The 21,996-nt window shown below is 66.0% G+C and carries 18 protein-coding genes; 8 read left to right on the top strand and 10 right to left on the bottom strand.

The genetic code is table 11. The features are described 5' to 3' along the window. Positions 1–20: 20 nt before the first annotated feature. Complete coding sequence (locus ACPEE1_RS01320; protein ID WP_116927496.1) at positions 21–1,598, top strand: class I adenylate-forming enzyme family protein; 1,578 nt, start codon at positions 21–23, stop codon at positions 1,596–1,598. Positions 1,599–1,720: 122 nt separating this feature from the next. Further along, entirely contained in the window at positions 1,721–2,647 is a 927-nt protein-coding gene (locus ACPEE1_RS01315; RefSeq protein ID WP_182345526.1) for a tripartite tricarboxylate transporter substrate binding protein, read from the top strand. Positions 2,648–2,714: 67 nt separating this feature from the next. On the opposite strand, the gene ACPEE1_RS01310 is transcribed toward ACPEE1_RS01315, so the two are convergent. From ACPEE1_RS01310 to ACPEE1_RS01280, 7 genes are all read right to left on the bottom strand, one after another. After that, positions 2,715–3,584 (bottom strand): hypothetical protein, encoded by an 870-nt coding sequence (locus ACPEE1_RS01310; protein ID WP_021024706.1) that lies wholly within the window; start codon positions 3,582–3,584, stop codon positions 2,715–2,717. A 131-nt stretch (positions 3,585–3,715) separates the two neighbouring features. Next, positions 3,716–4,597: an HpcH/HpaI aldolase/citrate lyase family protein gene (locus tag ACPEE1_RS01305; RefSeq protein WP_423935017.1), complete on the bottom strand. Its 882-nt coding sequence runs from the start codon at positions 4,595–4,597 to the stop codon at positions 3,716–3,718. Between the two features lie 221 nt (positions 4,598–4,818). Next, positions 4,819–5,772 carry a tripartite tricarboxylate transporter substrate-binding protein gene (locus ACPEE1_RS01300; protein ID WP_232539630.1) on the bottom strand — a complete coding sequence of 318 codons (954 nt, stop codon included), beginning with the start codon at positions 5,770–5,772 and terminating at the stop codon, positions 4,819–4,821. A 149-nt stretch (positions 5,773–5,921) separates the two neighbouring features. Next, positions 5,922–7,301, bottom strand: coding sequence for an MmgE/PrpD family protein (locus ACPEE1_RS01295; RefSeq protein WP_116927447.1), 1,380 nt, complete (start codon positions 7,299–7,301; stop codon positions 5,922–5,924). A gap of 25 nt (positions 7,302–7,326) precedes the next feature. Then, positions 7,327–8,508, bottom strand: coding sequence for a CaiB/BaiF CoA transferase family protein (locus ACPEE1_RS01290; RefSeq protein ID WP_423935016.1), 1,182 nt, complete (start codon positions 8,506–8,508; stop codon positions 7,327–7,329). Positions 8,509–8,548: 40 nt separating this feature from the next. Continuing rightward, positions 8,549–9,715: an acyl-CoA dehydrogenase family protein gene (locus ACPEE1_RS01285; RefSeq protein ID WP_423935015.1), complete on the bottom strand. Its 1,167-nt coding sequence runs from the start codon at positions 9,713–9,715 to the stop codon at positions 8,549–8,551. A gap of 87 nt (positions 9,716–9,802) precedes the next feature. Beyond that, entirely contained in the window at positions 9,803–10,699 is an 897-nt protein-coding gene (locus ACPEE1_RS01280) for an FAS1-like dehydratase domain-containing protein (protein WP_260718508.1), read from the bottom strand. 223 nt (positions 10,700–10,922) lie between these two features. Here ACPEE1_RS01280 and ACPEE1_RS01275 point away from each other — a divergent pair, with 223 nt between their 5' ends. The 6 genes from ACPEE1_RS01275 (at position 10,923) to ACPEE1_RS01250 (ending at position 18,086) form a co-directional block, all read left to right on the top strand. After that, the gene (locus tag ACPEE1_RS01275; protein WP_116927493.1) at positions 10,923–11,828 is read left to right on the top strand and encodes an SDR family NAD(P)-dependent oxidoreductase; all 906 of its coding nucleotides are present in this window, start codon (positions 10,923–10,925) and stop codon (positions 11,826–11,828) included. Positions 11,829–12,121: 293 nt separating this feature from the next. After that, complete coding sequence (locus ACPEE1_RS01270) at positions 12,122–13,015, top strand: MaoC/PaaZ C-terminal domain-containing protein (protein WP_423935014.1); 894 nt, start codon at positions 12,122–12,124, stop codon at positions 13,013–13,015. Further along, on the top strand, positions 13,012–14,301 hold the full coding sequence (locus ACPEE1_RS01265; RefSeq protein WP_423935013.1) for an acetyl-CoA hydrolase/transferase family protein: 1,290 nt from the start codon (positions 13,012–13,014) through the stop codon (positions 14,299–14,301). The genes ACPEE1_RS01270 and ACPEE1_RS01265 overlap by 4 nt, the downstream gene beginning before the upstream one ends. 2 nt (positions 14,302–14,303) lie before the next feature. Continuing rightward, entirely contained in the window at positions 14,304–15,500 is a 1,197-nt protein-coding gene (locus ACPEE1_RS01260) for an acetyl-CoA C-acetyltransferase (RefSeq protein WP_423935012.1), read from the top strand. Between the two features lie 44 nt (positions 15,501–15,544). After that, positions 15,545–16,534, top strand: coding sequence for a Bug family tripartite tricarboxylate transporter substrate binding protein (locus ACPEE1_RS01255; protein ID WP_423935011.1), 990 nt, complete (start codon positions 15,545–15,547; stop codon positions 16,532–16,534). 10 nt (positions 16,535–16,544) lie between these two features. Then, complete coding sequence (locus ACPEE1_RS01250) at positions 16,545–18,086, top strand: class I adenylate-forming enzyme family protein (protein WP_423935010.1); 1,542 nt, start codon at positions 16,545–16,547, stop codon at positions 18,084–18,086. Here the strand turns inward: ACPEE1_RS01250 and ACPEE1_RS01245 are convergent. The 3 genes from ACPEE1_RS01245 to ACPEE1_RS01235 all read right to left on the bottom strand — a co-directional run bounded on the left by ACPEE1_RS01245 (position 18,073) and on the right by ACPEE1_RS01235 (position 21,760). Next, entirely contained in the window at positions 18,073–18,894 is an 822-nt protein-coding gene (locus tag ACPEE1_RS01245) for a prolipoprotein diacylglyceryl transferase family protein (protein ID WP_423935009.1), read from the bottom strand. The two genes, ACPEE1_RS01250 and ACPEE1_RS01245, sit on opposite strands and share 14 nt — an antisense overlap. A 134-nt stretch (positions 18,895–19,028) precedes the next feature. Beyond that, positions 19,029–20,468: an NAD-dependent succinate-semialdehyde dehydrogenase gene (locus ACPEE1_RS01240; RefSeq protein ID WP_423935008.1), complete on the bottom strand. Its 1,440-nt coding sequence runs from the start codon at positions 20,466–20,468 to the stop codon at positions 19,029–19,031. A gap of 83 nt (positions 20,469–20,551) precedes the next feature. Next, positions 20,552–21,760, bottom strand: coding sequence for an ABC transporter substrate-binding protein (locus ACPEE1_RS01235; protein WP_423935007.1), 1,209 nt, complete (start codon positions 21,758–21,760; stop codon positions 20,552–20,554). Positions 21,761–21,996: the final 236 nt, after the last annotated feature.

The raw sequence follows: 21,996 nt of genomic DNA, 5'->3' as shown, positions 1-21,996 counted from the left end.
CCTTCGTTTGCATGTTTGCTATGTCTGACACTTCCTCCTTCCAACTCGCCCAGCCCTTTGGCTCCATCCCTGCCCTGGTGCTGGCCCAGGCCCAGGAGCGCCCCGAGCACACCGCGCTGGTGCTGGGCGCCACGCGCCTGAACTACGCCCAGCTGGCCCAGGGCATGCGCCAGGTGGCCTGCGCGCTGCAGCAGCAAGGCCTGCAGGCCGGTGATGTAGTGGCCATCTGCGCCAGCACCTCGGTGCCTTATGTGCTGGCCTACCTGGGCGCGCTGCAGGCCGGGGTGGTGGTGGCACCGCTGGCGCCATCGGCCACGGCCGAGCACCTGAGCGCCATGCTGGACAACGCCGAGGCCAAGCTGCTGCTGCGCGATGCCGAGGTCGCCGCCCAGTGGCCGCTGGCCAGCACGGCCGAGCGCCCCTGCATCGCGCTGGACGATACCGCACAGGCCGGCACGCGCTGGAGCGACTGGCTCGCCCAGGTGCCCGCCGGCCAGGCGCCCCAAGCGGTGCAGCCCACGCCGCAGTGGCCCTTCAACCTGATCTACTCGTCGGGCACCACCGGCGTGCCCAAGGGCATTGTGCAAAGCTGGGGCATGCGCTGGTCGCATGTCAAGCGCGCAGTCACCAACGGCTACGGGCCCGATGCGGTATCGCTGTGCGCGACGCCGCTGTACTCCAACACCACCTTGGTGGCGGTCCTGCCCACGTTGGCGCTGGGCGGCACTTTGGTGATGATGCGCAAGTTCGACGCGGCCCAGTACCTGCAGCTGGCCCAGGACGAGCGCGCCACCCACACCATGCTGGTGCCCGTGCAGTACCAGCGCCTGCTCGACTGCCCGGCGTTTGACCAGACCGATCTGCACTTGCTGCAGCACAAGTTCTGCACCAGCGCTCCGTTCAAGACCGCGCTCAAGGCCGAGGTGCTGCGCCGCTGGCCCGGGCGCCTGATCGAGTACTACGGCATGACCGAAGGGGGCGTGCGCTGCGAGCTGCACTGCCACCAGTTCCCCGACAAGCTGCACACCGTCGGCCGCGCCGGGCCGGACGCCGATCTGCGCTTTATCGACGAGGACGGCCAGGAGCTACCCCAAGGCGCGCAGGGCGAAATCGTCGGCCGCTCGGCCGGCATGATGACCGGCTACCACCGCCAGCCCGACAAGACCCGCGAGGCCGAGTGGATCAGCCCCAGCGGCGAGCGCTTTATCCGCAGCGGCGATGTGGGCCAGATGGATGCCGATGGCTTCATCGTGCTGGGCGACCGCAAGAAGGACATGATCATCACCGGCGGCTTCAACGTCTACCCCAGCGATATCGAGGCCGTCATGCTGCAGCACCCCGAGGTGCGCGAGTGCGCGGTGATCGGCGTGCCCTCGGACGCCTGGGGTGAGAGCCCCGTCGCCTATGTGGTGCCCCAGCCCGGCAGCAGCCCCCAGCCGGCCGAGCTGCAGCAGTGGCTCAACAGCCGCGTCGGCAAGACCCAGCGTGTGGCCGACCTGGTCATCCACAGCCAGCTGCCGCGCAGCGAGATCGGCAAGGTGCTCAAGCGCGAGCTGCGCACGCTGTACGCGAGCCAGGTCAGCCAATCTGCCGCTTGATTGCTAGCCAACACCCGTCCAACAACAAGACCAGGAGACACGACTTGACCCATCGCCACACCACTTCCCTCCGGCGCAGGCAGCTGGCCGGCCTGCTCTCAGGCTTGGCGGTCGCCAGCGGTATGCTGCTGGCCGGCATGGCCCATGCAGCGCCCTGGCCCACCAAGCCGATCCAGCTGGTCATCCCCTACCCCCCTGGGGGCAGTGCCGATCTGCTGGGCCGGCCGCTGGCCTTGCAGCTGCAGCAGCAGCTGGGCCAGCCGGTGGTGCTGGAGTACAAACCCGGGGCCGGTGGCACCCTGGCCTCGCAGTATGTGGCGCGTGCCAAGCCCGACGGCTACACCGTGCTGATGGTGCTGGCCGCGCATGCGATCAATGACAGCCTCTACCCCAAGCTGCCCTATGACACCCGCAAGGACTTTGCACCGGTCTCGCTGGTGGCCAACCTGCCGATGATCGTCGTGGGCAGCAGCAAGCTGCAGGCCAAGAACATTGGCGAGCTGGTCAAGGCCGCGCAGGCCGCCCCGGAAAAGCTCACCTATGGCTCGGCCGGCAATGGCAACACCGGCCACCTGGCTGGGGCGCTGTTTGCCAGCACCGCCGGCGTCAAGATGACCCATGTGCCCTACAAGGGCAGTGCCGGCGTCGTCAATGCGATGCTGGCCAGCGATATCGACCTGACCTTTGACAGCATCTCCACCTCGATCCCGCATGTGCGCAGCGGCAAGCTCCATGCGCTGGCCGTCACCAGCGCCAAGCGCTCGGCGCTGGCACCCGAGATCCCCACCGTGCAGGAGCAGGGCTTTCCCGGCTTTGACATCAATGGCTGGTACGCGGTGATCGCCCCGGCGGGCACCCCGGCCGACATCACCGGCAAGCTCAGCCGCGAGATTGCGACCGCGCTGCAAAACCCCGCGCTGCAGTCGCAGCTGGCCGCCAGCGGCTATGAGCCCGTCGGCTCCACGCCCGAAGCGCTGGGCGCCCATATCGACCGCGAGATGGAGCGCTGGGCTGCTGTCGTCAAAGCCACTGGCGCCCGCATCGAATAAAAGGCTCAGGCCCCAACGACAATGCCCTGGCAAGCCAGGGCATTTTTCATGGGGCAGTTAACGCAGATCAGCGGCTTTGGCGCGCGCTGGCCTGGGCTTCCAGTGCGGCGCGCAGCGCATCGTCATTGCTGCCCTGCTCGCTGCCGGCATCCGGCGTCACCTTGCGCAACAGGCCGGTGATGCGGCCCGAGTTCTGCATCAGGCGGTTGGCATACAGCGCGCCCTCGCCCGAGCCACGGGTATTGTTCCAGTTGCCCTCCGCCTGGTTGACGCTGAAGTTAAACCAGAAGCTCCGTACCGTTTCGCTCGAGGTGCCGCTGCGCATCTTCACGCACTGGGTCTTGCCGGTATCGACACCCCGGATGATCTGCTCGCAGGCAAACAAGCCGTCGTAGGAGACGGTCATGCCACTGCTGAAGGAAGAGCCGCCGGTGATGCGGGTCAGCTGCATGGTCTCGGTTTCGATATTGCCATTGCTGTCGCCATAGACCAGGCTCCACAGGCCCAGCAAGGAGGCGGGCGAGTTGTCATAGCCAAACTGGTAGCGCTTGATTTCCTTCTCGCCTTCGCCCGGCAGGGTGATGTAGCCCAAGGTGCCGCTGACAAAGCGGATGCGCACATTGCCAGGGCTGCCGCGCTCGACGCCGCTGCGGTCGCCACTGCCCAGGAAACGGCCGCCTTCGTAGCGGCCCAAGGTGGTCGTCAGCTCGCTGTTCTCGTTCAGGCGGCCGGTGGCCATGTAGAAGGTGGGCTGGCCGCTGCTTTCATAGGCATAGACCTGCATCACCAGCACGTCGTTTTGCACATCGACGGCAAAACCACGGCCGGGCCGGCCGTTGACTTCGTCGGAGATGATCCAGGTGCCGCCCTGGGGCACGTAGGCATGGGCCATTCCGGTAAGGGCCACGGCGGCCCAGGCAATCGCGTGTTTGAACATGTCGCTCTCCTATATCGGTGCGCCAATGTAGCGGCGCGGTAGTGGAGCGAGTATATCGACGAGATTGCGGAGGTCTGTGTCAGAAAGTGTCCTGCCCTGCACCCCGTGCAGGCCGCTTTTTGAGAACCTGTTCAGGACGCGCTTTGCAGGCGCCGCTGGGCCTGCTGGTGGCGCTGCAAGGTCTTGTGGGCGAGTGCAATCACGGGGGCATCGACCATGCGGCCATCGACGACGCAGACCCCGCCTTGCGCTGCCTCGGCGGCAGCCAGCACCTGCTGGGCGCGCTGCAGCTGCGCCTCCGTCGGCGCAAAGGCCGCATTGATGGGCGCCACCTGCATCGGGTGGATGCTGAGCTTGCCACCAAAACCGCCGCGCAGCGCACGCGCCGCATCGGCCTGCACCACAGCGGCATCCTGGGTGTTGACCGTCACGCCATCGATGGGCGCGGGCAGCTGTGCGCGGCGCGCAGCCAGCACCACGGCCAGGCGCACTGGCACCAGCTCAGTCTCGTCCTCGGCGCAGGCCATGCCGGCATCGACCTGAAAATCCAGATGGCCAAAGGCCAGCCGCAAAACGCGCGGCGCGCGCGCAATCGCATCGATCGCATGCAGGCCCGCCACCGATTCGATGATGGGCACCAGCAGCCCTTGCGTACCCAGCGCCGGCAGCAGCAGCGCCATGGCATCGGCGGCCTCTGCCTTGGGCAGCACCACCCCGGCGGCGCCCTGCGCCACCAGCTGGGCCAGCGCCTGCAGGTCGCCATCAAACCAGGGCGTGCCATGGGCATTGATGCGCACCAGCACGCGGGCGCGCTCTGCCACTTGCAGCTGGCCAAAGGCGCCCAGCAAGGCGGCGCGGGCTCCTTCCTTGTCCTGCGGCGCCACCGCATCTTCCAGGTCCACGATCACCGCATCAGCCCCACTGGCCAGGGCCTTGGCGATGCGCTCGGGGCGGCTGGCCGGTACAAACAGCCAGGAGGTGGCGGTGGCGAGCGGATGCGCGTTGAGAGTCATGTCCATCAGTCTTCCGTTTATCAAAAAAGGGGCCCATGGCCCCTGCTCCTGCGCGGGTGAACGCCAGGCTTAGAGCCGCTAACACGACCCAGCAAACCGAAGGTTTGCGGTTGAGACTAGGCGTCCCCGACTAGGCGCCGAGCCGCAGGCAGTACAGTAGTACGACAAGGCTTGGCGCGGCCGGCCAGGCAACGACGTATCAAGGGTTGCGTTGGCGGCTCTTATTCGGCGGTCACGCCGGCTGCCTTGATCACCGTGTTCCAGCGTTTCACTTCGGATTCCAGCAAGGTCTTCAAGCTCTGCGGCGTGGCGCGGTCCGGCGTGACCAGCTCGCTGCTCAGGTCGGCAATGCGCTGCACCACGACGGGGTCCTTCAAGGCCACATTCAAAGCGGTGTTGATCTTGGTGATCACCTCGGCCGGCGTACCCTTGGGGGCATACATGCCGTGCCAGACCTTGACATCAAAGCCCTTCAAGCCCTGCTCATCGAGCGTGGGGATCTGCGGCATGGCAGTGAGGCGCTGGGGCGTGGTCACGCCAAACACCTTGACCCGGTTGCCGTCCTTGATGACCGGCGCGGTCTGCGTGGTCTGGTCGCACAGCAGATCAACCTGGCCGCCCATCAGATCATTCATCGCCGGGCCCGCGCCCTTATAGGGCACGGTGGTGAGCTTGACGCCCGCCTGGTACGCAAACAGCATGCCGCACAGCTGCGAGACGGCGCCAATGCCGGCATTGGCCAGCGACACCTTCTCCTGGTTGGCCTTCACATAGGCCATCAGCTCCTGGAAGTTGTTGGCCGGAAAGTCCTTGCGCGACAGCAGCGTCATCGGCACATCGAGCACCTGGCCGATGTACTCGAAATCCTTCAGCGGGTCGTAGGGCAGCTTCTTGTACAGCGATGGCGCCGTGGCCATGCCCATGTGGTGGATCAGGATGGTGTAGCCATCGTTCTTGGCGCGGGCCACGCGCGCTGGCGCAATCGTGCCGCCTGCGCCCACGGTGTTCTCCACCACCACGGTCTGGCCCAGCGACTTGCCCATCGGAATGGCCAGCATGCGGGCCACCACATCGGTGGGGCCACCGGCCGAGTAGGGCACCACCAGCACCACGGGTTTGGTCGGCCAGTCCTCCGCCTGGGCGTTGAGGTGCAGGCCCAGGCCGGCTGCGGCCATCACGGCGGCAGCGGCCACCGGGGTCAACATGCGAAAGCGCATTCTTGTCTCCTTGTCTGGGGACAGGTACATTGCCCGTCCCGGTAGGGGGAAGGGGCCTGAACGGGCCCCCGCTGCGCAGCCACCAAGCTCCGGCGCTGCTGCTTTCTTTATACGGCGACCAACAGCTTTTCGACCCTGGTCCAATCCCGTACTTGCCACAGTTTCTGCACCGATTGCTGCATCTGCGCGGCGGGCACGGCGCGGCTGAATTCACCCAGGCGCAGCGCCTTGTCGGTCAGCTCCTCGCGGCTCAGGGTGTTGCCCGGGTCGCCCTTGGGCTCGTCGACCCGGCCTTCCAGCACGCGGCCATCGGTGGTGGTCACGGTCACCTTGCCAATCCAGCGCTGCGGGTAGGCGCCGTCCACCTCGGGGTCCAGCACCATGCGCACCTTGTCGCGCAGCGCCATCGTGTCTTCGGCGCGGAATTCGTTGTCAAACTCGTTGAGGCCGGCAAAGCCAAAGCGCGCAGCCAGCGCCAGCACCGTGCCCATCGAGAACTTGCTCTGGTGCACCGTGCTGGGGTCCACCACGGGGCCCAGCACATCGATCGCGGCCTGGTGCACATGGGTCACCACCTCGGCAATGTCCGAGACCTTGAGCTGGTGCGCGCGTACCACCTGCAGCAGCGCATCGGCCGCCGGGTGGGTGTGGCGGCAGGAGGCATGCCATTTGAACGAGGTCTCGGGCGTCGCCCAGCGTGTGCCCAGGCCATCGATGAGGCGGGCCGGGTCGCTGTCGCTGGACATGCCAGCGGCCATGCCCTGCGCGCCGCAGAAGATATCGGCCGCGCCGGTAAAGCCATCCTTGGCCAGGTAGGCGGCCATCAGGCCGGCACCGGCGGCATGGGCGGTGTGCAGCTGCTTGCTGTCGGCCGCAGTGCGCAAGAACTCCCACAGGCCGGCCGATTGGGTGCCCGCCGAGCCAAAGGCATGCAGCATTTGCTGCGCATTGAGGCCCAGCAGATGGCCCACGGCCGCCGCCGCTGCCAAGGTGCCGGCCGTGCCGGTGGTGTGGAAGATCTTGTAGTGCGAGCGGCCCAGAAACTCGCCCACGCGGATGCCTACTTCATAGCCGGCGATACAGGCAGTCAGCAGCTCCTTGCCGGACTTGCCCAGCGCCTGCGCCACGGCCACGGCCGGGGGGAAGACGACCGCTGCCGGGTGGAACACCGAGCCGTTGTGCACATCGTCCTGCTCGGCCACATGCGAGGCGGCGGCATTGGCCATGGCCGCCAGGTAGGGGCTGCTGCTGCGGCCCTCGGGGCCGATCACCTCGGCCGGGCCCTGTGCCGGGCCCTGGCCCAGTGCAAAGCGGGTGATGCTGGCGACGGGGCGGGCATTGTGGCCGGCGACCACCGAGCCAAACCAGTCGACCCAGAGGTCTTCGGTTTTCTGCAGCACCGATTCGGGAATGTCGCTGTACTGCAGCTCGGCGGCAAAGCGGGCCAGTTGGGCGGCGGGCGTGGGTTGTGTGGTTGCTGTGGTCATGTTCTTGTCTCTCCAACAGATAGCATCAAAGGCCGGAGGCCTTGCGCACCGCTGCCAGCGCATCGGCCGGCAGCTGCAGCGCATCGAGAATGGCGGCCGTGTGCTCGCCCACTGCAGGCACCGCATCCATGCGGTAGTCGTACTGGTTGTTGCGCCCGGGCGGCAGCAGCGCAGGCACCGTGCCTACGGGCGTGTCCACCTGCGCAAAGCGCTGGCGCGCCAGCAGCTGCGGGTGTGCCCACAGACCAGCCATGTCATTGACATGGGCATTGGCAATGCCGGCCTCGTCAAGCCGCTGCACCACATCGCTGGCATTGAGCGCGCCAAAGATGCGCACAATCTCGGCCTGCAGATCGGCGCGGTTGGCATTGCGCTTGGCATTGCTGTCAAAGCGCGCGTCGGTCGCCAGCGCCGGTGCCAGCAGCACCTGGTCGCAGAAGATCTTCCACTCGCGCTCGTTTTGCAGGCCCAGCATCACCGTGCCGCCATCGCCGGCCACAAAGGGGCCATAGGGGTAGATGCTGGCATGCGATGCGCCGGTGCGCGGTGGTGGCGCTGCGCCTTCGAACGCGTAGTACATCGGGTAGCCCATCCACTCGCCCAGCGCTTCGAGCATGGACACATCGATATGGCTGCCCTCGCCCGTCTTGCCGCGCAGCAGCAGGGCCGAGAGGATGTTCGTGTAGGCATACATGCCCGCCGCAATATCGGCCACCGAGATGCCCGATTTGCTCGGCGTCTCGGGCGTGCCGGTCACCGACAGAAAGCCCGCCTCGCTCTGGATCAGCAGGTCATAGGCCTTCTTGTCGCGGTAGGGGCCGTTGTCGCCATAGCCGCTGATGTCGCAGACGATGAGGCGCGGAAAGGCTGCATGCAGGGCCTCGTACGACAAACCCATGCGCGCCGCAGCGCCCGGCGCCAGGTTCTGCAGCAGCACATCGGCCGAGCTCAGCAGCTGCTTGAGCGCCTCCAGCGATGCCGCATCCTTGAGGTCCAGCGCCAGGCTTTCCTTGTTGCGGTTGAGCCAGGTGAAATGCGAGGACTGGCCGCGCACCCGGCTGTCATAGCCGCGCGCAAAATCGCCGCTGCCCGGCCGCTCCACCTTGATGACGCGCGCGCCCAGATCGGCCAGCTGGCGCGCGCAAAAAGGCGCAGCCACCGCGTGCTCCAGCGATACGACGGTGATCCCGTCCAATGGTCTGGTCATGAAGACTCCGGTTGTCTGTTTTTCTCGCTGCGCAGCGCCATCAGAACGAGCGCGGCAGGCCCAGAATGTGCTCGGCCACGTAGGAATAGATCAGGTTGGTGGAGATGGGCGCCACCTGGTAGAGGCGCGTCTCGCGGAACTTGCGCTCGACGTCGTATTCGCAGGCAAAGCCAAAGCCGCCATGGAACTGCAGGCAGGCATTGGCCGCCTCCCAGCTCGCCTTGGCAGCCAGGTACTTGGCCATATTCGCCTGGGCGCCCATGGGCTCGTGCTTGTCAAACAGCTCGCAGGCCTTCCAGCGCATCAGGTTAGCCGCTTCCACCTCGATGAAGGCATCGGCAATCGGAAACTGCACGCCCTGGTTCTGGCCAATCGGGCGGCCAAACACCTCGCGGTCGCGCACATAGTTGGTCACGCGGTCAAGGAACCAGTAGCCGTCGCCAATGCACTCGGCAGCGATCAGGGTGCGCTCGGCGTTGAGGCCGTCCAGGATGTACTTGAAGCCCTTACCTTCTTCGCCAATCAGGTTCTCCTCGGGGATCTCCAGGTTCTCGAAGAACAGCTCATTGGTCTCGTGGTTGACCATGTTCAGGATGGGGCGCACGGCCATGCCCTTTTTCTCGGCCTCGCGCAGGTCGACCATGAAGATCGACATGCCTTCGCTCTTTTTCTTCACATCGGCAAGCGGCGTGGTACGCGCCAGCAGAATCATGAAATCGCTGTGCTGGATGCGGCTGATCCACACCTTCTGGCCGTTGATGACGTACTTGTCGCCTTTCTTCACGGCCGTGGTCTTGATCTTGGTGGTGTCGGTGCCGGTGGTGGGCTCGGTCACGCCCATCGATTGCAGGCGCCACTCGCCGCTGGCGATCTTGGGCAGGTACTTTTCCTTCTGCGCGGCCGAGCCATGGCGCAGCAAGGTGCCCATGTTGTACATCTGGCCGTGGCAGGCGCCGGAGTTGCCGCCGCAGCGGTTGATCTCTTCCATGATGACCGAGGCCTCGGTCAGGCCCAGGCCGGAGCCGCCGTATTCCTGCGGAATCAGCGCGGCCAGCCAGCCGGCCTTGGTCAGCGCCTCGACAAAGGTTTCGGGGTAGGCACGGGCCTCGTCGACCTTGCGGAAATACTCATCGGGGAACTCGGCGCAGAGCGCACGGATGGCATCGCGGATTTCGGGGAAGTTGTTGGAGCCGGTATGTTCGATCATGGTTCTGGGTCGGGCGTTGGGGGTGGCGGCGCTGACAGCGTCTGCGCCACCCGCCGGTGTTGGGAAAAGCGTTGTTGGTGGCGGCGCTCAGCGGATCTTGGCGGTGGCCTGCATCGTGAGCCAGCCCTCATGGTCATGCGCCCAGAGCTTGATGGTCTTGCCATCGTCCTGGGGCTCGCCCAGCACGGTGAAGGGGTGCAGATCAAAGGTGGGGCGGATGGCCTTGAACGAGAAGTCGGTCAGCACCGCATCGGGCGCATTGCGGCGCAGCAGATCGACCAGCAAGGTCGCGATCAACGGGCCATGCACGATGAGGCCGGGGTAGCCCTCTTCCTGCGTGACATAGCTGCGGTCGTAGTGGATGCGGTGGCCGTTGAAGGTGAGCGCCGAATAGCGGAACAGCATCACCGGGTCGGCCGTGATCTCGCGCTTCCAGGCGGCCTGCGTCTGGGCGGCCGTGGGCTGGGGCACCGGGTCGCTGGGCTGGGCGGCGGCGCGGTAGACGATGTCATGCTCCTCGGTCAGCGCCAGGCCCCGGGCATTGCGGTAGCTGTGCTGCACCAGCACAAACAGCAGCTCGCCCGAGCGGCCCACCTTGTGGTCCACCGAGGCGATGCGCGAGACGCGCTCGACGCGCTCGCCAATGCGCAGCGGGTTGTCCGCCTGCCACTGCAGGCGACCGCCCGCCCACATGCGCCGGGGCAGCGGCACCGGGGGCAGAAAGCCGCCACGCGCCGGGTGGCCGTCCGGCCCCAGCAGGCTTTGCCGCGCCATCGGCAAAAAGTTCATCCAGTGCCACAGCGGCGGCAGGCTGTCGCCATCCTGGGCCGGGGCATCATCGCGGTCCAGGGTGGCCGACAGGCCCGCCGCGGCCGTGCGGGCCACCAGGTCCTGCATGGTCTCGGTCTTGTGGATCCAGCTTTGCAAATGGGTGACCTGCTCGGCAGAGAGCGAGGCGGCAGAAGGTTCAGGGGTTTGCGACATGGTGGCACTGTCGCAGGCTGCGCCCGCCAGCGCAATCGCAGAGATTGGAACCTCTCCTTTTACAGCGGTGAAGACAGCGGGTTAACGCGCATTTGTGAGCCAGTCGTTTCAGTTTGCCAAAGACCTGCCTACGCATTTGCGAATTGGCAATGCGCTTAATGGACGGCATGCTGGTGGCATTCATCGACACACACAGATCCAAGGAAAAGCAGACATGTCCACCATGCTCGAAGGCAAAGTCGTTATCGTCACCGGTTCTGGCGGCGGCATCGGCCGTGATATGGCCCTGGCCATGGCCCAGCAGGGCGCCAAGGTTGTCGTCAACGACATCGGCACCTCCACCACCGGCGAAGGCCATGACGACGGCCCCGCGCAACAGGTCGTCAACGAGATCAAGGCCGCAGGCGGCCAGGCCGTCGCCAATACCGACAGCGTCTCGGACGCCAATGCCGCGGCCAAGATCGTGCAATGCGCGCTCGACAGCTTTGGCAAGCTCGACGGCATCGTCAACAACGCCGGCATCCTGCGTGACCGGTTCTTCCACAAGATGAGCGTCGACGAGTGGGATGCCGTCATCAAGGTCCACCTCTACGGCAGCTACTACGTGGCGCGCGCTGCGGCCAACCACTTCAAGGAGCAGGAGAGCGGCGCGATGGTGCACATGACCAGCACCTCCGGCCTGATCGGCAACTTTGGCCAGGCCAACTACTCGGCCGCCAAGCTGGGCATCGTCGCGCTGTCCAAGAGCATTGCGCTGGACATGGCCAAGTTCCATGTGCGCAGCAACTGCATCTCGCCCTTTGCCTGGAGCCGCATGATCGGCTCCATCCCCACCGACACGCCCGAGCAGCAGGCCCGCGTGGACAAGCTCAAGCAGATGACCCCCAACAAGATCGCCCCGCTGGCCGTCTACCTGCTGAGCGACCAGGCCAAGGATGTGAACGCCCAGGTGTTTGCCGTGCGCAATAACGAGATCTTCCTGATGAGCCAACCGCGCCCGCTGCGCTCGGTGCACCAGGGCGAGGGCTGGACGCCCGAGGACATCGCCTCGCATGCGATGCCGGCGCTCAAATCCTCGTTTGTGCCGATGGAGCGGTCGGGGGAAGTATTCAGTTGGGATCCTGTCTAAGCTACCCCCTGTGCGGCGTTGCCGCTTCCCCCTAAAGGGGGACGGCACCCTCCGGGCGGGGCGGCCCTTCGTCGGTGCCTGGTAGATCGGCCTCGCCAGTTTTTGGCATGGCGCTCAGTAGGGACGACTGAGTTGTTCACACAGGCTCGATAGGTGTGCTCTGCCAGTTTCACAGATGCCCCCCAGTGGCGTTGCAGGACCTCCAGAACAGCCTCCTGTGCGCATCCAGAGCCGATAACGAAGTGCCGTTTCCCTTCCACCTTCGCACAACAACAACCCCAGAGACAACGACCATGACCATCAATTACCAGCAACTCAAGGACCGGCCGTTTGCGCCGGTGCACCAGGATTATTCGCAGCGCGACACGATGCTGTATGCGCTGAGTCTGGGGGTGGGCAATGATCCGCTCGATGCCCGCAATCTGCCGCTGGTCTACGAGGGCATGGCGCAGCCGCTGCAGGCGCTGCCGACGATGAGCTCGGTACTGGGCTATCCGGGCTTTTGGGCCAAGGAGGCGGATACGGGAATTGACTGGGTCAAGCTGGTGCATGGCGAGCAGCGCACCACCATCCACCAGCCGCTGCCGGTGGGGGCCAAGGTGGTGGGCAAGACGCGGATCACGCGCGTGATCGACAAGGGCGCGGGCAAAGGCGCGATTGTGGTGAGCGAGCGCAGCCTGGAAGGCGAAGATGGCACGCGCTATGCCACCTTGGAGCAGGTCACGTTCTGCCGGGGTGATGGCGGCTACAGCGAAGCGCTGGGCGGCCAGCCCAGCGATACCTCGCTGCCGGCACTGGCGCCCACGCCCGATACGGCGCCGCGCTGGACCTATACCCACACCATCCGCCCCGAGGCCGCCCTGCTCTACCGCCTGATGGGCGACTACAACCCCCTGCATGCCGATCCCAAAGTGGCGCAGGCCGCTGGCTTTGACAAGCCCATCCTGCACGGCTTGGCCACCTACGGCATGGTCTGCCATGCGCTGGTGATGACCGCCTGCAACGGCGATGCCAGCCTGCTGCGCAGCATGCATGCGCGCTTTTCGTCGCCCGTGTTTCCGGGCGAGACCTTGCGCACCGAGGTCTGGCAGGAAGGGGACGCGCTGCAGTTCCGCGCGCTGGTGGTCGAGCGCGGCATTGTCGTGCTCAGCCACGGCAATGCCAGCATCGCTGCCGCGCAGCCATGAGCATGGCCCAAGGCCGGCAGATGGCGCTGGCAGACCTGGACCTGGCGCAGTTCATCCGCGCTGGTGACAGCATCGTCTGGGGCCAGTCGGCCGCCGAGCCGCTGTCGCTGATCCAGGCCTATGTGGCCCAGCGCCAGCGCTTTGCGCGTACCAGCGTCTTTCTGGGCATTGGCGGCGCAACCACCTTGCAGCCTGACCATGCCGATGCCATCGACATGCGCGGCTATGCGGCCGGTGGCTCGCACCGCACGCTCGGCATGGCCGGTGTGCTCGATCCGATTCCCTGCCACTATTCACAGATTCCGCAGCTGATCGCCAGCCGCCGCATCGCCGTCGATGTGGTGTTCGTCCAGGTATCACCACCCAATGCCGATGGCGACTGCAGCCTGGGCCTGGCCCATGACTACCTGGTCACTGCCATGCGCCATGCGCGCTGCGTGATTGCCGAGGTCAACGCCGATGTACCCTGGGTGGCGGGCGCCAGCCTGCGCCTGGCCGATGTGGATGCCTGGGTGCAGAGCGACCAGGACGTCGTCGATGTGCCCGCTGGCAAGATTGGCCCCGCCGAAGAGGCGATTGCGCAGCTGATCGCCAGCCGCGTGGAAGACGGCGCCACCTTGCAGCTGGGCATTGGCAACCTGCCCGATGCAGTGCTGCAGGCACTGCAGGGCCACCGCGATCTGGGCGTGCACAGCGGCACCATTGGCGACCGCGTCGCCGACCTGGTGGAAGCCGGCGTCATCACCAATGCGCGCAAGGGCATCGATGTGGGCACCAGCGTCACCGGCCTGCTGATGGGCAGTGCCCGCACGCGGCGCTGGGCGCATAACAACCGCGCGCTGCGCATTGCCGGCACCGACTACACCCACAACGCCCGGGTGCTGGGCCAGACCCAGCGGCTCACCGCCATCAACTCGGCGATCGAGGTGGACCTAACGGGCCAGATCAATGCCGAGGTGGTGGCGGGCCAGTACCTGGGCGCGGTCGGCGGTGCGATGGATTTTTTGCGGGCCGCTGCCGCCTGCGATGGCGGCCTGCCGATCGTCGCGCTGCCGTCTACCGCGCGCGGCCAGTCGCGCATCGTCGCGCAGCTGTCCGGGCCGGTTTCCACACCGCGCGCCGATGCCGGTTTGATCGTCACCGAGCATGGCGTGGCCGATCTGCGCGGCCTGAGCCTGGCCCAGCGCGTGCGCGCGATGCTGGCGATTGCCGCGCCTGAACACCGAGACCTTCTGGCGGCCCAAGCGCGCCAACAACTGAATAGATTCAATTTTCTGGAGACATAACCATGCGTAAAGCCGCCATCGTCACCCCTTTGCGAACCCCGGTAGGCACCTACGGGGGCAGCCTGCGCCCCGTCTCGGTCGAGGACCTGGCCGCCACCACCGTGCGTGCCGTGGTCGAGCGCAGTGACATCGACCCCAGCCGCATCGACGATGTGGTGTTTGCCCAGTCTTACGCCAGCAGCGAAACGCCTTGCGTGGGCCGATGGGCCGCGCTGCAGGCCGGCCTGCCGGTGGAAGTGCCCGGCATGCAGCTCGACCGCCGCTGCGGCGGCGGCCTGCAAGCGGTGGTCACCGCCTGCATGATGGTGCAAAGCGGCGCCGCCGATGTCGTGATCGCCGGTGGTGTGGAGAGCATGAGCAATATCGAGTACTACACCACCGATATGCGCTGGGGCAAGCGCGCCGGCAGCGTCACCATGTATGACCGCCTGGACCGGGGCCGCGAGCGCTCGCAACCGGTGGAGCGTTTTGGCGTCATCTCCGGCATGATCGAGACCGCCGAGAACCTGGCGCGCGACTATGGCATCAGCCGCGAAGAGGCCGACGCCTTTGCGCTGCGCAGCCACCAGCGTGCTGCTGCCGCCTGGCAGGCCGGCCGCTTTGATGCCGAGGTGGTACCCGTCAGCGTGCCGCAACGCAAGGGCGAGCCCATGCTGTTCAGCCGCGACGAGGGCTTTCGCGCCGATGCCACGATGGACTCGCTGGGCAAGCTGCGCGCGCTGATGAAGGGCGGCACCGTCAGCGCCGGCAATGCCAGCCAGCAAAACGATGCCTCGGCCGCCTGCCTCATCGTTGCCGAAGACAAGCTCCAGGAGCTGGGCCTGACGCCGATGGCCAGCCTGGTGGGCTGGGCCGCTGCCGGCTGCGAGCCCTCGCGCATGGGCATTGGCCCGGTGCCTGCCGTCAAGAAGCTGCTGGGCAAGCTGGGCCTGTCGATGAACGACATGGACCTGGTCGAGATCAACGAGGCCTTTGCCTGCCAGGTGCTGGCCGTGCTGCAGGGCCTGGAGTGGAACGATGCCGAGCGCCTGAATGTGAACGGCTCGGGCATCTCGCTGGGCCACCCGATTGGCGCCACGGGCGTGCGCATTCTGGCCACCTTGCTGCATGAGCTCGAACGCCGCAAGGGGCGCTACGGCCTGGAGACCATGTGCATCGGCGGCGGCCAGGGCATTGCCGCCGTGTTCGAGCGCTACTGACGCACGGCAGCTGCCACCTACGACAAAAAACCAGGAGACAAGACATGACCTTCATCCACCGCCGCAGCCTGCTGGCCGCCACGGCAGCCGCCGCCCTCAGCCTCTGCGCTGCTGCCCATGCCCAAGGGGGCCTGGGATCGGGCGCACCGGTGCGCCTCATCGTCGGCTACTCGGCCGGCGGCCCCGTGGACCAGGGCGCACGCCTGCTGTCCATCGCGCTGTCCAAGGAGCTGGGCAGCACCGTCGTGGTCGACAACAAGACCGGCGCCAATGCCACCCTGGCGGGTAATGAGACCTCGCGCGCCAACCCCGATGGCCTGACCCTGTGGTTTGCCGCCAGCCCCACGATCACCATCAGCCCCAACGTGATGCGCAAGATGCAGTTCGACCCGGTCAAGGACCTGACCCCGATCGCGCCGGTGCTGAGCTACTACAACGTGCTGGTGGCCAACAACAACGAGTCCTTCAAGACCACGCAGGCGCTGGTCGACTATGCCAAGGCCCACCCTGGCAAGCTCAGCTATGCATCGGCGGGCGTTGGCGGCTCCAACCACCTGGGCACCTTGCTGTTTGCCAAGCGCAGCGGCATCGAGCTGAACCATGTGCCCTACCGCGGCAACGCGCCAGCGATGACCGATGTGATGGGCGGCCAGATCAACATGATGATGGACATCATCAGCACCGCCGGCACCTATATCCACGGCAAGAAGGTGACGCCCATTGCCGTCACCTCGCCCCAGCGCAACCCGGCGCTGCCCGATGTGCCGACCTTTGCCGAAAGCGGCATCGAAGGCCTCAAGGGCTTTGATGTCGGCGGCTGGTATGCTGTCTACGGCCCAAAGGGCATGGCGCCCGAGCTGCAGATGCGCCTGAACAAGGCGATCAATGCCGCGCTGGCCCAGCCTGAGCTCAAGGCCAAGTACAAGGAGCTGGGCTACGACGAATGGACGGGCAGCCCCCAGACCCTGGTCGAGCGCGCCGCCAAGGAACGCCAGATGTGGTCCACCGTGACCCAGGGCATTGTGGTGGACTGAAGAGGAACATATGGAATTTCGCATTCACCAGTTTCTGGACCGCTGGCTGCAGGAGGCCCCTGACCGGCCCTTCATCTACCTGCCGGACCGCACGCTGAGCTATGCCGACCTGGGCCGCCTGGTCGATGCGCTGGAGGCGGAGCTGCGCGCGCTGCAGGTGCGCAGCGGCGACCGCGTGCTGGTGGTCGCCGAGAACTGCCCCGAGCATGCCGCCTTGCTGCTGGCCTGCAGCCGCGTGGGCGCCTGGGCCTGCGGCGTCAATGCCCGCATGGCGCCCGGCGAGGTGCGCGGCTTTGCCGACAAGGCCGATGCGCGGGTGGTCTACTTCACCAACCGCGTCTCCAAGGCCGCTGCCGCGCACGCCGAGCGCTATGGCGTCAGCCCCTCCTGCGTGCCGGGCCTGGCCCACACGGCGGTGCGTGCCGATGCGCGCGCCGAGCCCGAGCCGGACGGCAATCCGGTCGCTGCCATCATCTTCACCTCCGGCACCACCGGCACCCCCAAGGGCGTGCTGATGAGCCAGCGCGGTGTGGCGCACTTTGCCCGCGTCTCGGCCCAGTCGCGCCGGCTCGGTCCCGATGACAAGGTCTATGCCTTCGTGCCGATGACCCATATCTTCGGCCTGGGCACGGTGCTGCTGGCCTCGCTGTCGGCCGGCGCCGCGCTGGAGATGCGCAGCCAGTTCGAGCCCGCCGATCTGCTCGACGCGCTCGCCCACCATGGCATCACGCAGCTGCAAGGCCCGCCCACCTTGTTTGCGCGCCTCTTGCAGTACTGCGAGCAGCAGGGCATCCGCCAACCGGCGGCGCCGCATCTGCGCTACCTCTACACTGGCGCCGGCCCGCTCGATCTGGCGCTGAAAACCAAGGTCGAGGCGCTGTTTGGCCAGACCCTGCACCATGGCTATGCGATGAGCGAATACGCCGGCTCGCTGCACCTGACGCACATCGACGAAGCCCGCAGCGACACCAGCGCTGGCTACTGCATCGATGGCGCGGAACTGCAGATCGTCGATCCGCACAGCGGCCGTCCGCTGCCGACCGGCGAGCGCGGTGAAATCTGGGTGCGGGGCACGGGCCTGATGCCCGGCTACTTCCGTGACCCCGAGGCCACGGCAGCCGCTTTGCGCGACGGCGGCTGGTACGCCACCGGCGACCTGGGCGAGCTGCATGCCGATGGCGCGCTCTTCGTCGTGGGCCGCCTCAAGGAGATGATCATCCGCTCGGGCTTCAACGTCTACCCCAGCGAGGTCGAGCATGCGCTGGGCAGCTTCCCCGGCATCCAGCGCGCAGCGGTGGTGGGCCAGAAGGAAGCCGATGGCAACGAGGCCGTGATCGCCTTTGTCGTGCAGGATGCCCGCCATCCACCCGATGCGCAGGCGCTGCAGGAACACCTGCGCGAGCACCTGGCGCCCTACAAGCGGCCGGCGCGCATCATCGCCATCGATGAGCTGCCGGTGAATGCCAATGGCAAGGTGATGAAGCGCGAGCTGCAGGCCCGGCTGGAGGCGGAGCAGACCGCTGCAGCGCCCGCAAGCGCTACGGCGTCGTAGGCGGAACGATCTGCTGCATGAAGTCGTTCAGGCTGGCGGCAGACAACTCGCCCACGCGCTGGCCCTGCAACTGGCCGCTGGCGTCATAGAACAAGGTGGTGGGCAGCGCGCGGCTGCCGGCCACCTCGCCCATGCTGTTGCGCGGATCGAGCAGCACCTGGCCATCGGGCAGGCCAAAGCCGCGCGCGGCCTTGAGCACCACCTCGGGCGCCTCTTGCTGGTTCACCCACAGAAACTGCGCCTGTGGGTAGCGCTTTTGCGCCTCGAGCAGCGCGGGCATCTCGCGCACGCAGGGGGTGCACCAGCTGGCCCAGAGGTTGATGACCACGGGCTTGCCCTTGAACTGGTCGAGCGCATGGCTTTGGGCATCGAGCGCCACCAGCGACAGCGGCGGCAAGGCCTTGGCGCTGGAGGAGAAGTTGTAGAACAGCGCATGGCCGCCCAGCCACAGCGCCGCAAACAGCGCCGCCGCACCCGCCAGCGGCTGGAACACGGCCTTTTTGCGCAGCCACAGCCACCACATATAGACAACCGCCACCGCCAGCGCCGCCCAGGGCTCCCAGCCCCCATCGCGCACATTCAGCATTGACAGCGGCTGCGCCAGGTACTCATCGGCATAGCGGGCGACAAAGCCCAGGCGCGCCGCCACCAGCGCCAACAGCGGCAGCAGCCAGGCATGCGGCGTTGTGGACAGGCCGCGCTTGCGCGCCCAGCGCGCCAGCAGCACATCGGCCGCAAGCCATGCCAGCATCAAAATGACCAAACCCCAGGGCAGTGAGAACGGCCCGATCTGCAAACTTGCGCTCATCGTTGTATTTCTGAAAGACAAAAAACGCTGGAGTGGGTACACACCAGCGGCGATTGTGCAGTCTGAATACCTGGCGCGCCTTTTGGTTCCATTCCTGGGCCCGGCAGCAGGGCCCGGGAAGGGGAAAACCGGCTTTACTGGTCTTCGCTGACCAGCTTGATATTGCAGTAAGCCTGCAGGCCTTCAATGCCGCATTCCGAGCCCCAGCCGCTTTCCTTGACGCCGCCAAACGGTGCCTCGGCCATCGAGATGTTCAAGGTGTTGATGCCCAGCATGCCGGTCTGCACGCCGTTGGAGAGTTGCTGGCGCACGGCGCTGTCCTGCGTGAAGGCATAGGCGGCCAGGCCGTATTGCAGCCGGTTGGCGCGCTGGAGCGCTTCGTCCATGTCGGCGATGGGATTGATCAGCGCGACCGGGCCAAAGGGCTCCTCGTTCATCAGGCCGGCGTCTTCGGGCAGGTTGCTGATGACAGTGGGCTCCCAGAAGAAGCCCTTGCCGGGCATGCGCTTGCCGCCGGTGTGCAGCGTAGCGCCCTTCTCCTGGGCATCGGCGATCAGGCGGGTGAGGGCCTCGATGCGGCGCGGATTGGCCAGCGGGCCCATCTGGCTGCTCTCGTCCAGGCCGTTGCCGACCTTGAGCTTTTTGGTGCGCTCGACAAAGGCGCTCACAAAGCTGTCGAACACATCGCGGTGTACATAAAAGCGCGTGGGCGAGATGCAGACCTGGCCGGCATTGCGGAACTTGCCGGCGACCAGGGCATCGGCGGCCTTGTTGATGTCGGCATCCTTCCAGACGATGACCGGTGCATGGCCGCCCAGCTCCAAGGTGGCGCGCTTCATGCTCTTGGCGGCATGCGAGGCCAGCATCTTGCCCACGGCGGTGGAGCCGGTGAACGAGAACTTGGCCACCTCGGGCTGGTCGAGCAGGTAGCCCGAGACCTCGGCCGGCACGCCAAACACCATGTTCAGCACGCCAGCGGGCAGGCCGGCGTCGTACAGCACGCGCACCAGCTCCTGGGCGGTGGCAGGGGTTTCCTCGGCGGGCTTGAGCACCAGGGTGCAGCCGGCGGCCAGCGCGCCGGCAATCTTGCGTGCGGGGGTGATGGCCGGGAAGTTCCAGGGTGCAAAGGCGGCGCAGACGCCGACGGGCTCATGGTGCACCGCGATGCGCTGGGTCGGGGTCTTGCCGGGCACCAGGCGGCCATAGTTGCGGCGGCCCTCTTCGGCATACCAGTCATAGGTGTCGGCAGCGGCCAGCACTTCCAGTTTGGCTTCGCGCACCGGCTTGCCCTGCTCCAAGGTCATGCAGCGAGCAATGTGGTCGGCACGCTCGCGGATCAGGCTGGCGGCCTTGCGCAAGATGTCCGAGCGGGCCAGCGGCGAGGTGCGCTTCCAGCCTTCAAAGGCTGCGTTGGCGGCCTGCAGGGCGGCCTGCAGATCGGCGGCGCTGGCGTGAGGCAGCTGGCCCAGCGTGGATTCGTCGAGCGGGTTGATGACCGGCTCGCTCTTGCGGCCGTCGGCGGACAGCCATTGGCCGTTGATAAATAGTTGCAACTGTGGATAAGCTTGGGACATGCTGGGCTCCTGCAAGGGGGTTTGGAATGCATAACGCGGTCTTTCAGCGCTGAAGACCGCGTTGCCTGTGGATAAGTCTGTGGTTACTTTTTCAAGAAACCACACTTGCCATCGGCCATGGGCCGGAAGGCCTGGTCACCCGCAATGGTGGCCAGCACCTTGTAGTAGTCCCAAGGGCCTTTGGATTCCTCAGGCGACTTGACCTGCACCAGGTAGAGGTCGTGCACCATGCGGCCGTCCTCGCGCACATGGCCGTTCTGGCTGAAGAAATCCTCGATCTTGTTGGACTTGAGGTACTTGGTCACCGCGGGGCCATCGTCGGTCTTGGTGGCCGCCACGGCCTTGAGGTACTGGGTCACGGCCGAGTAGGTACCGGCATGCACCATCGAGGGCATGGTCTTCTTGCCCATGCGCTCAAAAAAGCGCTGCGAGAAGGCGCGCGTCTCGGGCGTGCGGTCCCAGTAGAAGGCGGTCGCAAAGGTCAGGCCCTGCGCGGTCTTGAGGCCCAGCGAATGCACGTCCTGGATGAACATGAACTGCGGCGCCACCGTCTGCTTTTGCATCAGGCCAAACTGCTTGGCCGACTTGATCGCATTGATCGTGTCATTGCCCGCGCTCACCAGGGTGACCACCGAGGCCTTGGACTCCTGCGCCTGCAGCACAAATGACGAGAAATCGCTGGCATTGAGCGGGAAGTTGGTGCGGCCCACGATCTTGCCGCCGCCCTTGCTGACGATATTGGTCACCGTCTCGGCGCCGGCCTTGCCGAAGGCATAGTCCACCGCCATGATGTACCAGTCCTTCTTGCCTTTTTCCAGCATCGCATGGGCCACGCCGCTGGCCATCGCATAGGTGTCATAGGTGTAGTGGATGGCAGTGGGGATGCAGGCTTCGCTGGTCAGCGCATCCGATGCGCCGCCCGAGGTCAGCACCAGCTTGTTGCGCTCCTTGGCCAGGTTGTAGACCGCCATCGCGACGGCCGAGTTGTTCAGGTCCACCACCACGTCCACGCCATCGGTGTCAAACCAGGTGCGCGCGCGGCTGGCACCGACATCGGCCTTGCCCTGGTGGTCGGCAAACACCACCTCGATCTTCTTGCCCCCCACACTGCCGCCAAAGTCTTCCACCGCCATGCGCGCGGCTTCGAGCGAGCCCCGCCCTGCGGTGTCGGCATAGGGGCCGGACATATCGCTGAGCACGGCAATCTTGACGACGTCGTCAGAGATGCCCTGCGCTTGCGCGCCCGTGGTGCAGCATGCGGCCATGGCCAAAGCCAGCGCGGTCATTTTCATGGTCTTGTCTCCGGTTTTATAGAAAGCGTTTGACAGACGATGCTAGAGATTTCCAGCGCGCCGGTTTCTGCATTTGCCAAGCGCCGCCTTAGGCTGCGCCAAAGCCTAGAAAACCCTGATGGTCTTCTAGAGCAAACTGCTGTCACCCAGGTTCGTCAAGCGCGGCCAAACCCCCTCTTCGGCAACCAATAATTGCGTGCAGCAGGCAATGGGGCCATGCTTGAGCATCCGCTATC

Source organism: Comamonas sp. 23 (genome assembly GCF_049601575.1).
GTDB classification, from domain to species: Bacteria; Pseudomonadota; Gammaproteobacteria; order Burkholderiales; family Burkholderiaceae_C; genus Comamonas; species Comamonas squillarum.
This window is presented reverse-complemented; position numbering and strand designations above follow the sequence as displayed.

Excerpts from the sequence above, each read along its gene's own strand:
- ACPEE1_RS01310 (WP_021024706.1), bottom strand. The coding sequence starts at position 3,584 with ATGTTCAAACACGCGATTGCCTGGGCCGCCGTGGCCCTTACCGGAATG.
- ACPEE1_RS01305 (WP_423935017.1), bottom strand. The coding sequence starts at position 4,597 with ATGACTCTCAACGCGCATCCGCTCGCCACCGCCACCTCCTGGCTGTTT.
- ACPEE1_RS01320 (WP_116927496.1), top strand. The coding sequence starts at position 21 with ATGTCTGACACTTCCTCCTTCCAACTCGCCCAGCCCTTTGGCTCCATC.
- ACPEE1_RS01285 (WP_423935015.1), bottom strand. The coding sequence starts at position 9,715 with ATGATCGAACATACCGGCTCCAACAACTTCCCCGAAATCCGCGATGCC.
- ACPEE1_RS01245 (WP_423935009.1), bottom strand. The coding sequence starts at position 18,894 with ATGAGCGCAAGTTTGCAGATCGGGCCGTTCTCACTGCCCTGGGGTTTG.
- ACPEE1_RS01275 (WP_116927493.1), top strand. The coding sequence starts at position 10,923 with ATGCTCGAAGGCAAAGTCGTTATCGTCACCGGTTCTGGCGGCGGCATC.
- ACPEE1_RS01290 (WP_423935016.1), bottom strand. The coding sequence starts at position 8,508 with ATGACCAGACCATTGGACGGGATCACCGTCGTATCGCTGGAGCACGCG.
- ACPEE1_RS01260 (WP_423935012.1), top strand. The coding sequence starts at position 14,304 with ATGCGTAAAGCCGCCATCGTCACCCCTTTGCGAACCCCGGTAGGCACC.
- ACPEE1_RS01240 (WP_423935008.1), bottom strand. The coding sequence starts at position 20,468 with ATGTCCCAAGCTTATCCACAGTTGCAACTATTTATCAACGGCCAATGG.
- ACPEE1_RS01295 (WP_116927447.1), bottom strand. The coding sequence starts at position 7,301 with ATGACCACAGCAACCACACAACCCACGCCCGCCGCCCAACTGGCCCGC.
- ACPEE1_RS01265 (WP_423935013.1), top strand. The coding sequence starts at position 13,012 with ATGAGCATGGCCCAAGGCCGGCAGATGGCGCTGGCAGACCTGGACCTG.
- ACPEE1_RS01280 (WP_260718508.1), bottom strand. The coding sequence starts at position 10,699 with ATGTCGCAAACCCCTGAACCTTCTGCCGCCTCGCTCTCTGCCGAGCAG.
- ACPEE1_RS01315 (WP_182345526.1), top strand. The coding sequence starts at position 1,721 with ATGCTGCTGGCCGGCATGGCCCATGCAGCGCCCTGGCCCACCAAGCCG.
- ACPEE1_RS01255 (WP_423935011.1), top strand. The coding sequence starts at position 15,545 with ATGACCTTCATCCACCGCCGCAGCCTGCTGGCCGCCACGGCAGCCGCC.
- ACPEE1_RS01270 (WP_423935014.1), top strand. The coding sequence starts at position 12,122 with ATGACCATCAATTACCAGCAACTCAAGGACCGGCCGTTTGCGCCGGTG.
- ACPEE1_RS01300 (WP_232539630.1), bottom strand. The coding sequence starts at position 5,772 with ATGGCCGCAGCCGGCCTGGGCCTGCACCTCAACGCCCAGGCGGAGGAC.
- ACPEE1_RS01250 (WP_423935010.1), top strand. The coding sequence starts at position 16,545 with ATGGAATTTCGCATTCACCAGTTTCTGGACCGCTGGCTGCAGGAGGCC.
- ACPEE1_RS01235 (WP_423935007.1), bottom strand. The coding sequence starts at position 21,760 with ATGAAAATGACCGCGCTGGCTTTGGCCATGGCCGCATGCTGCACCACG.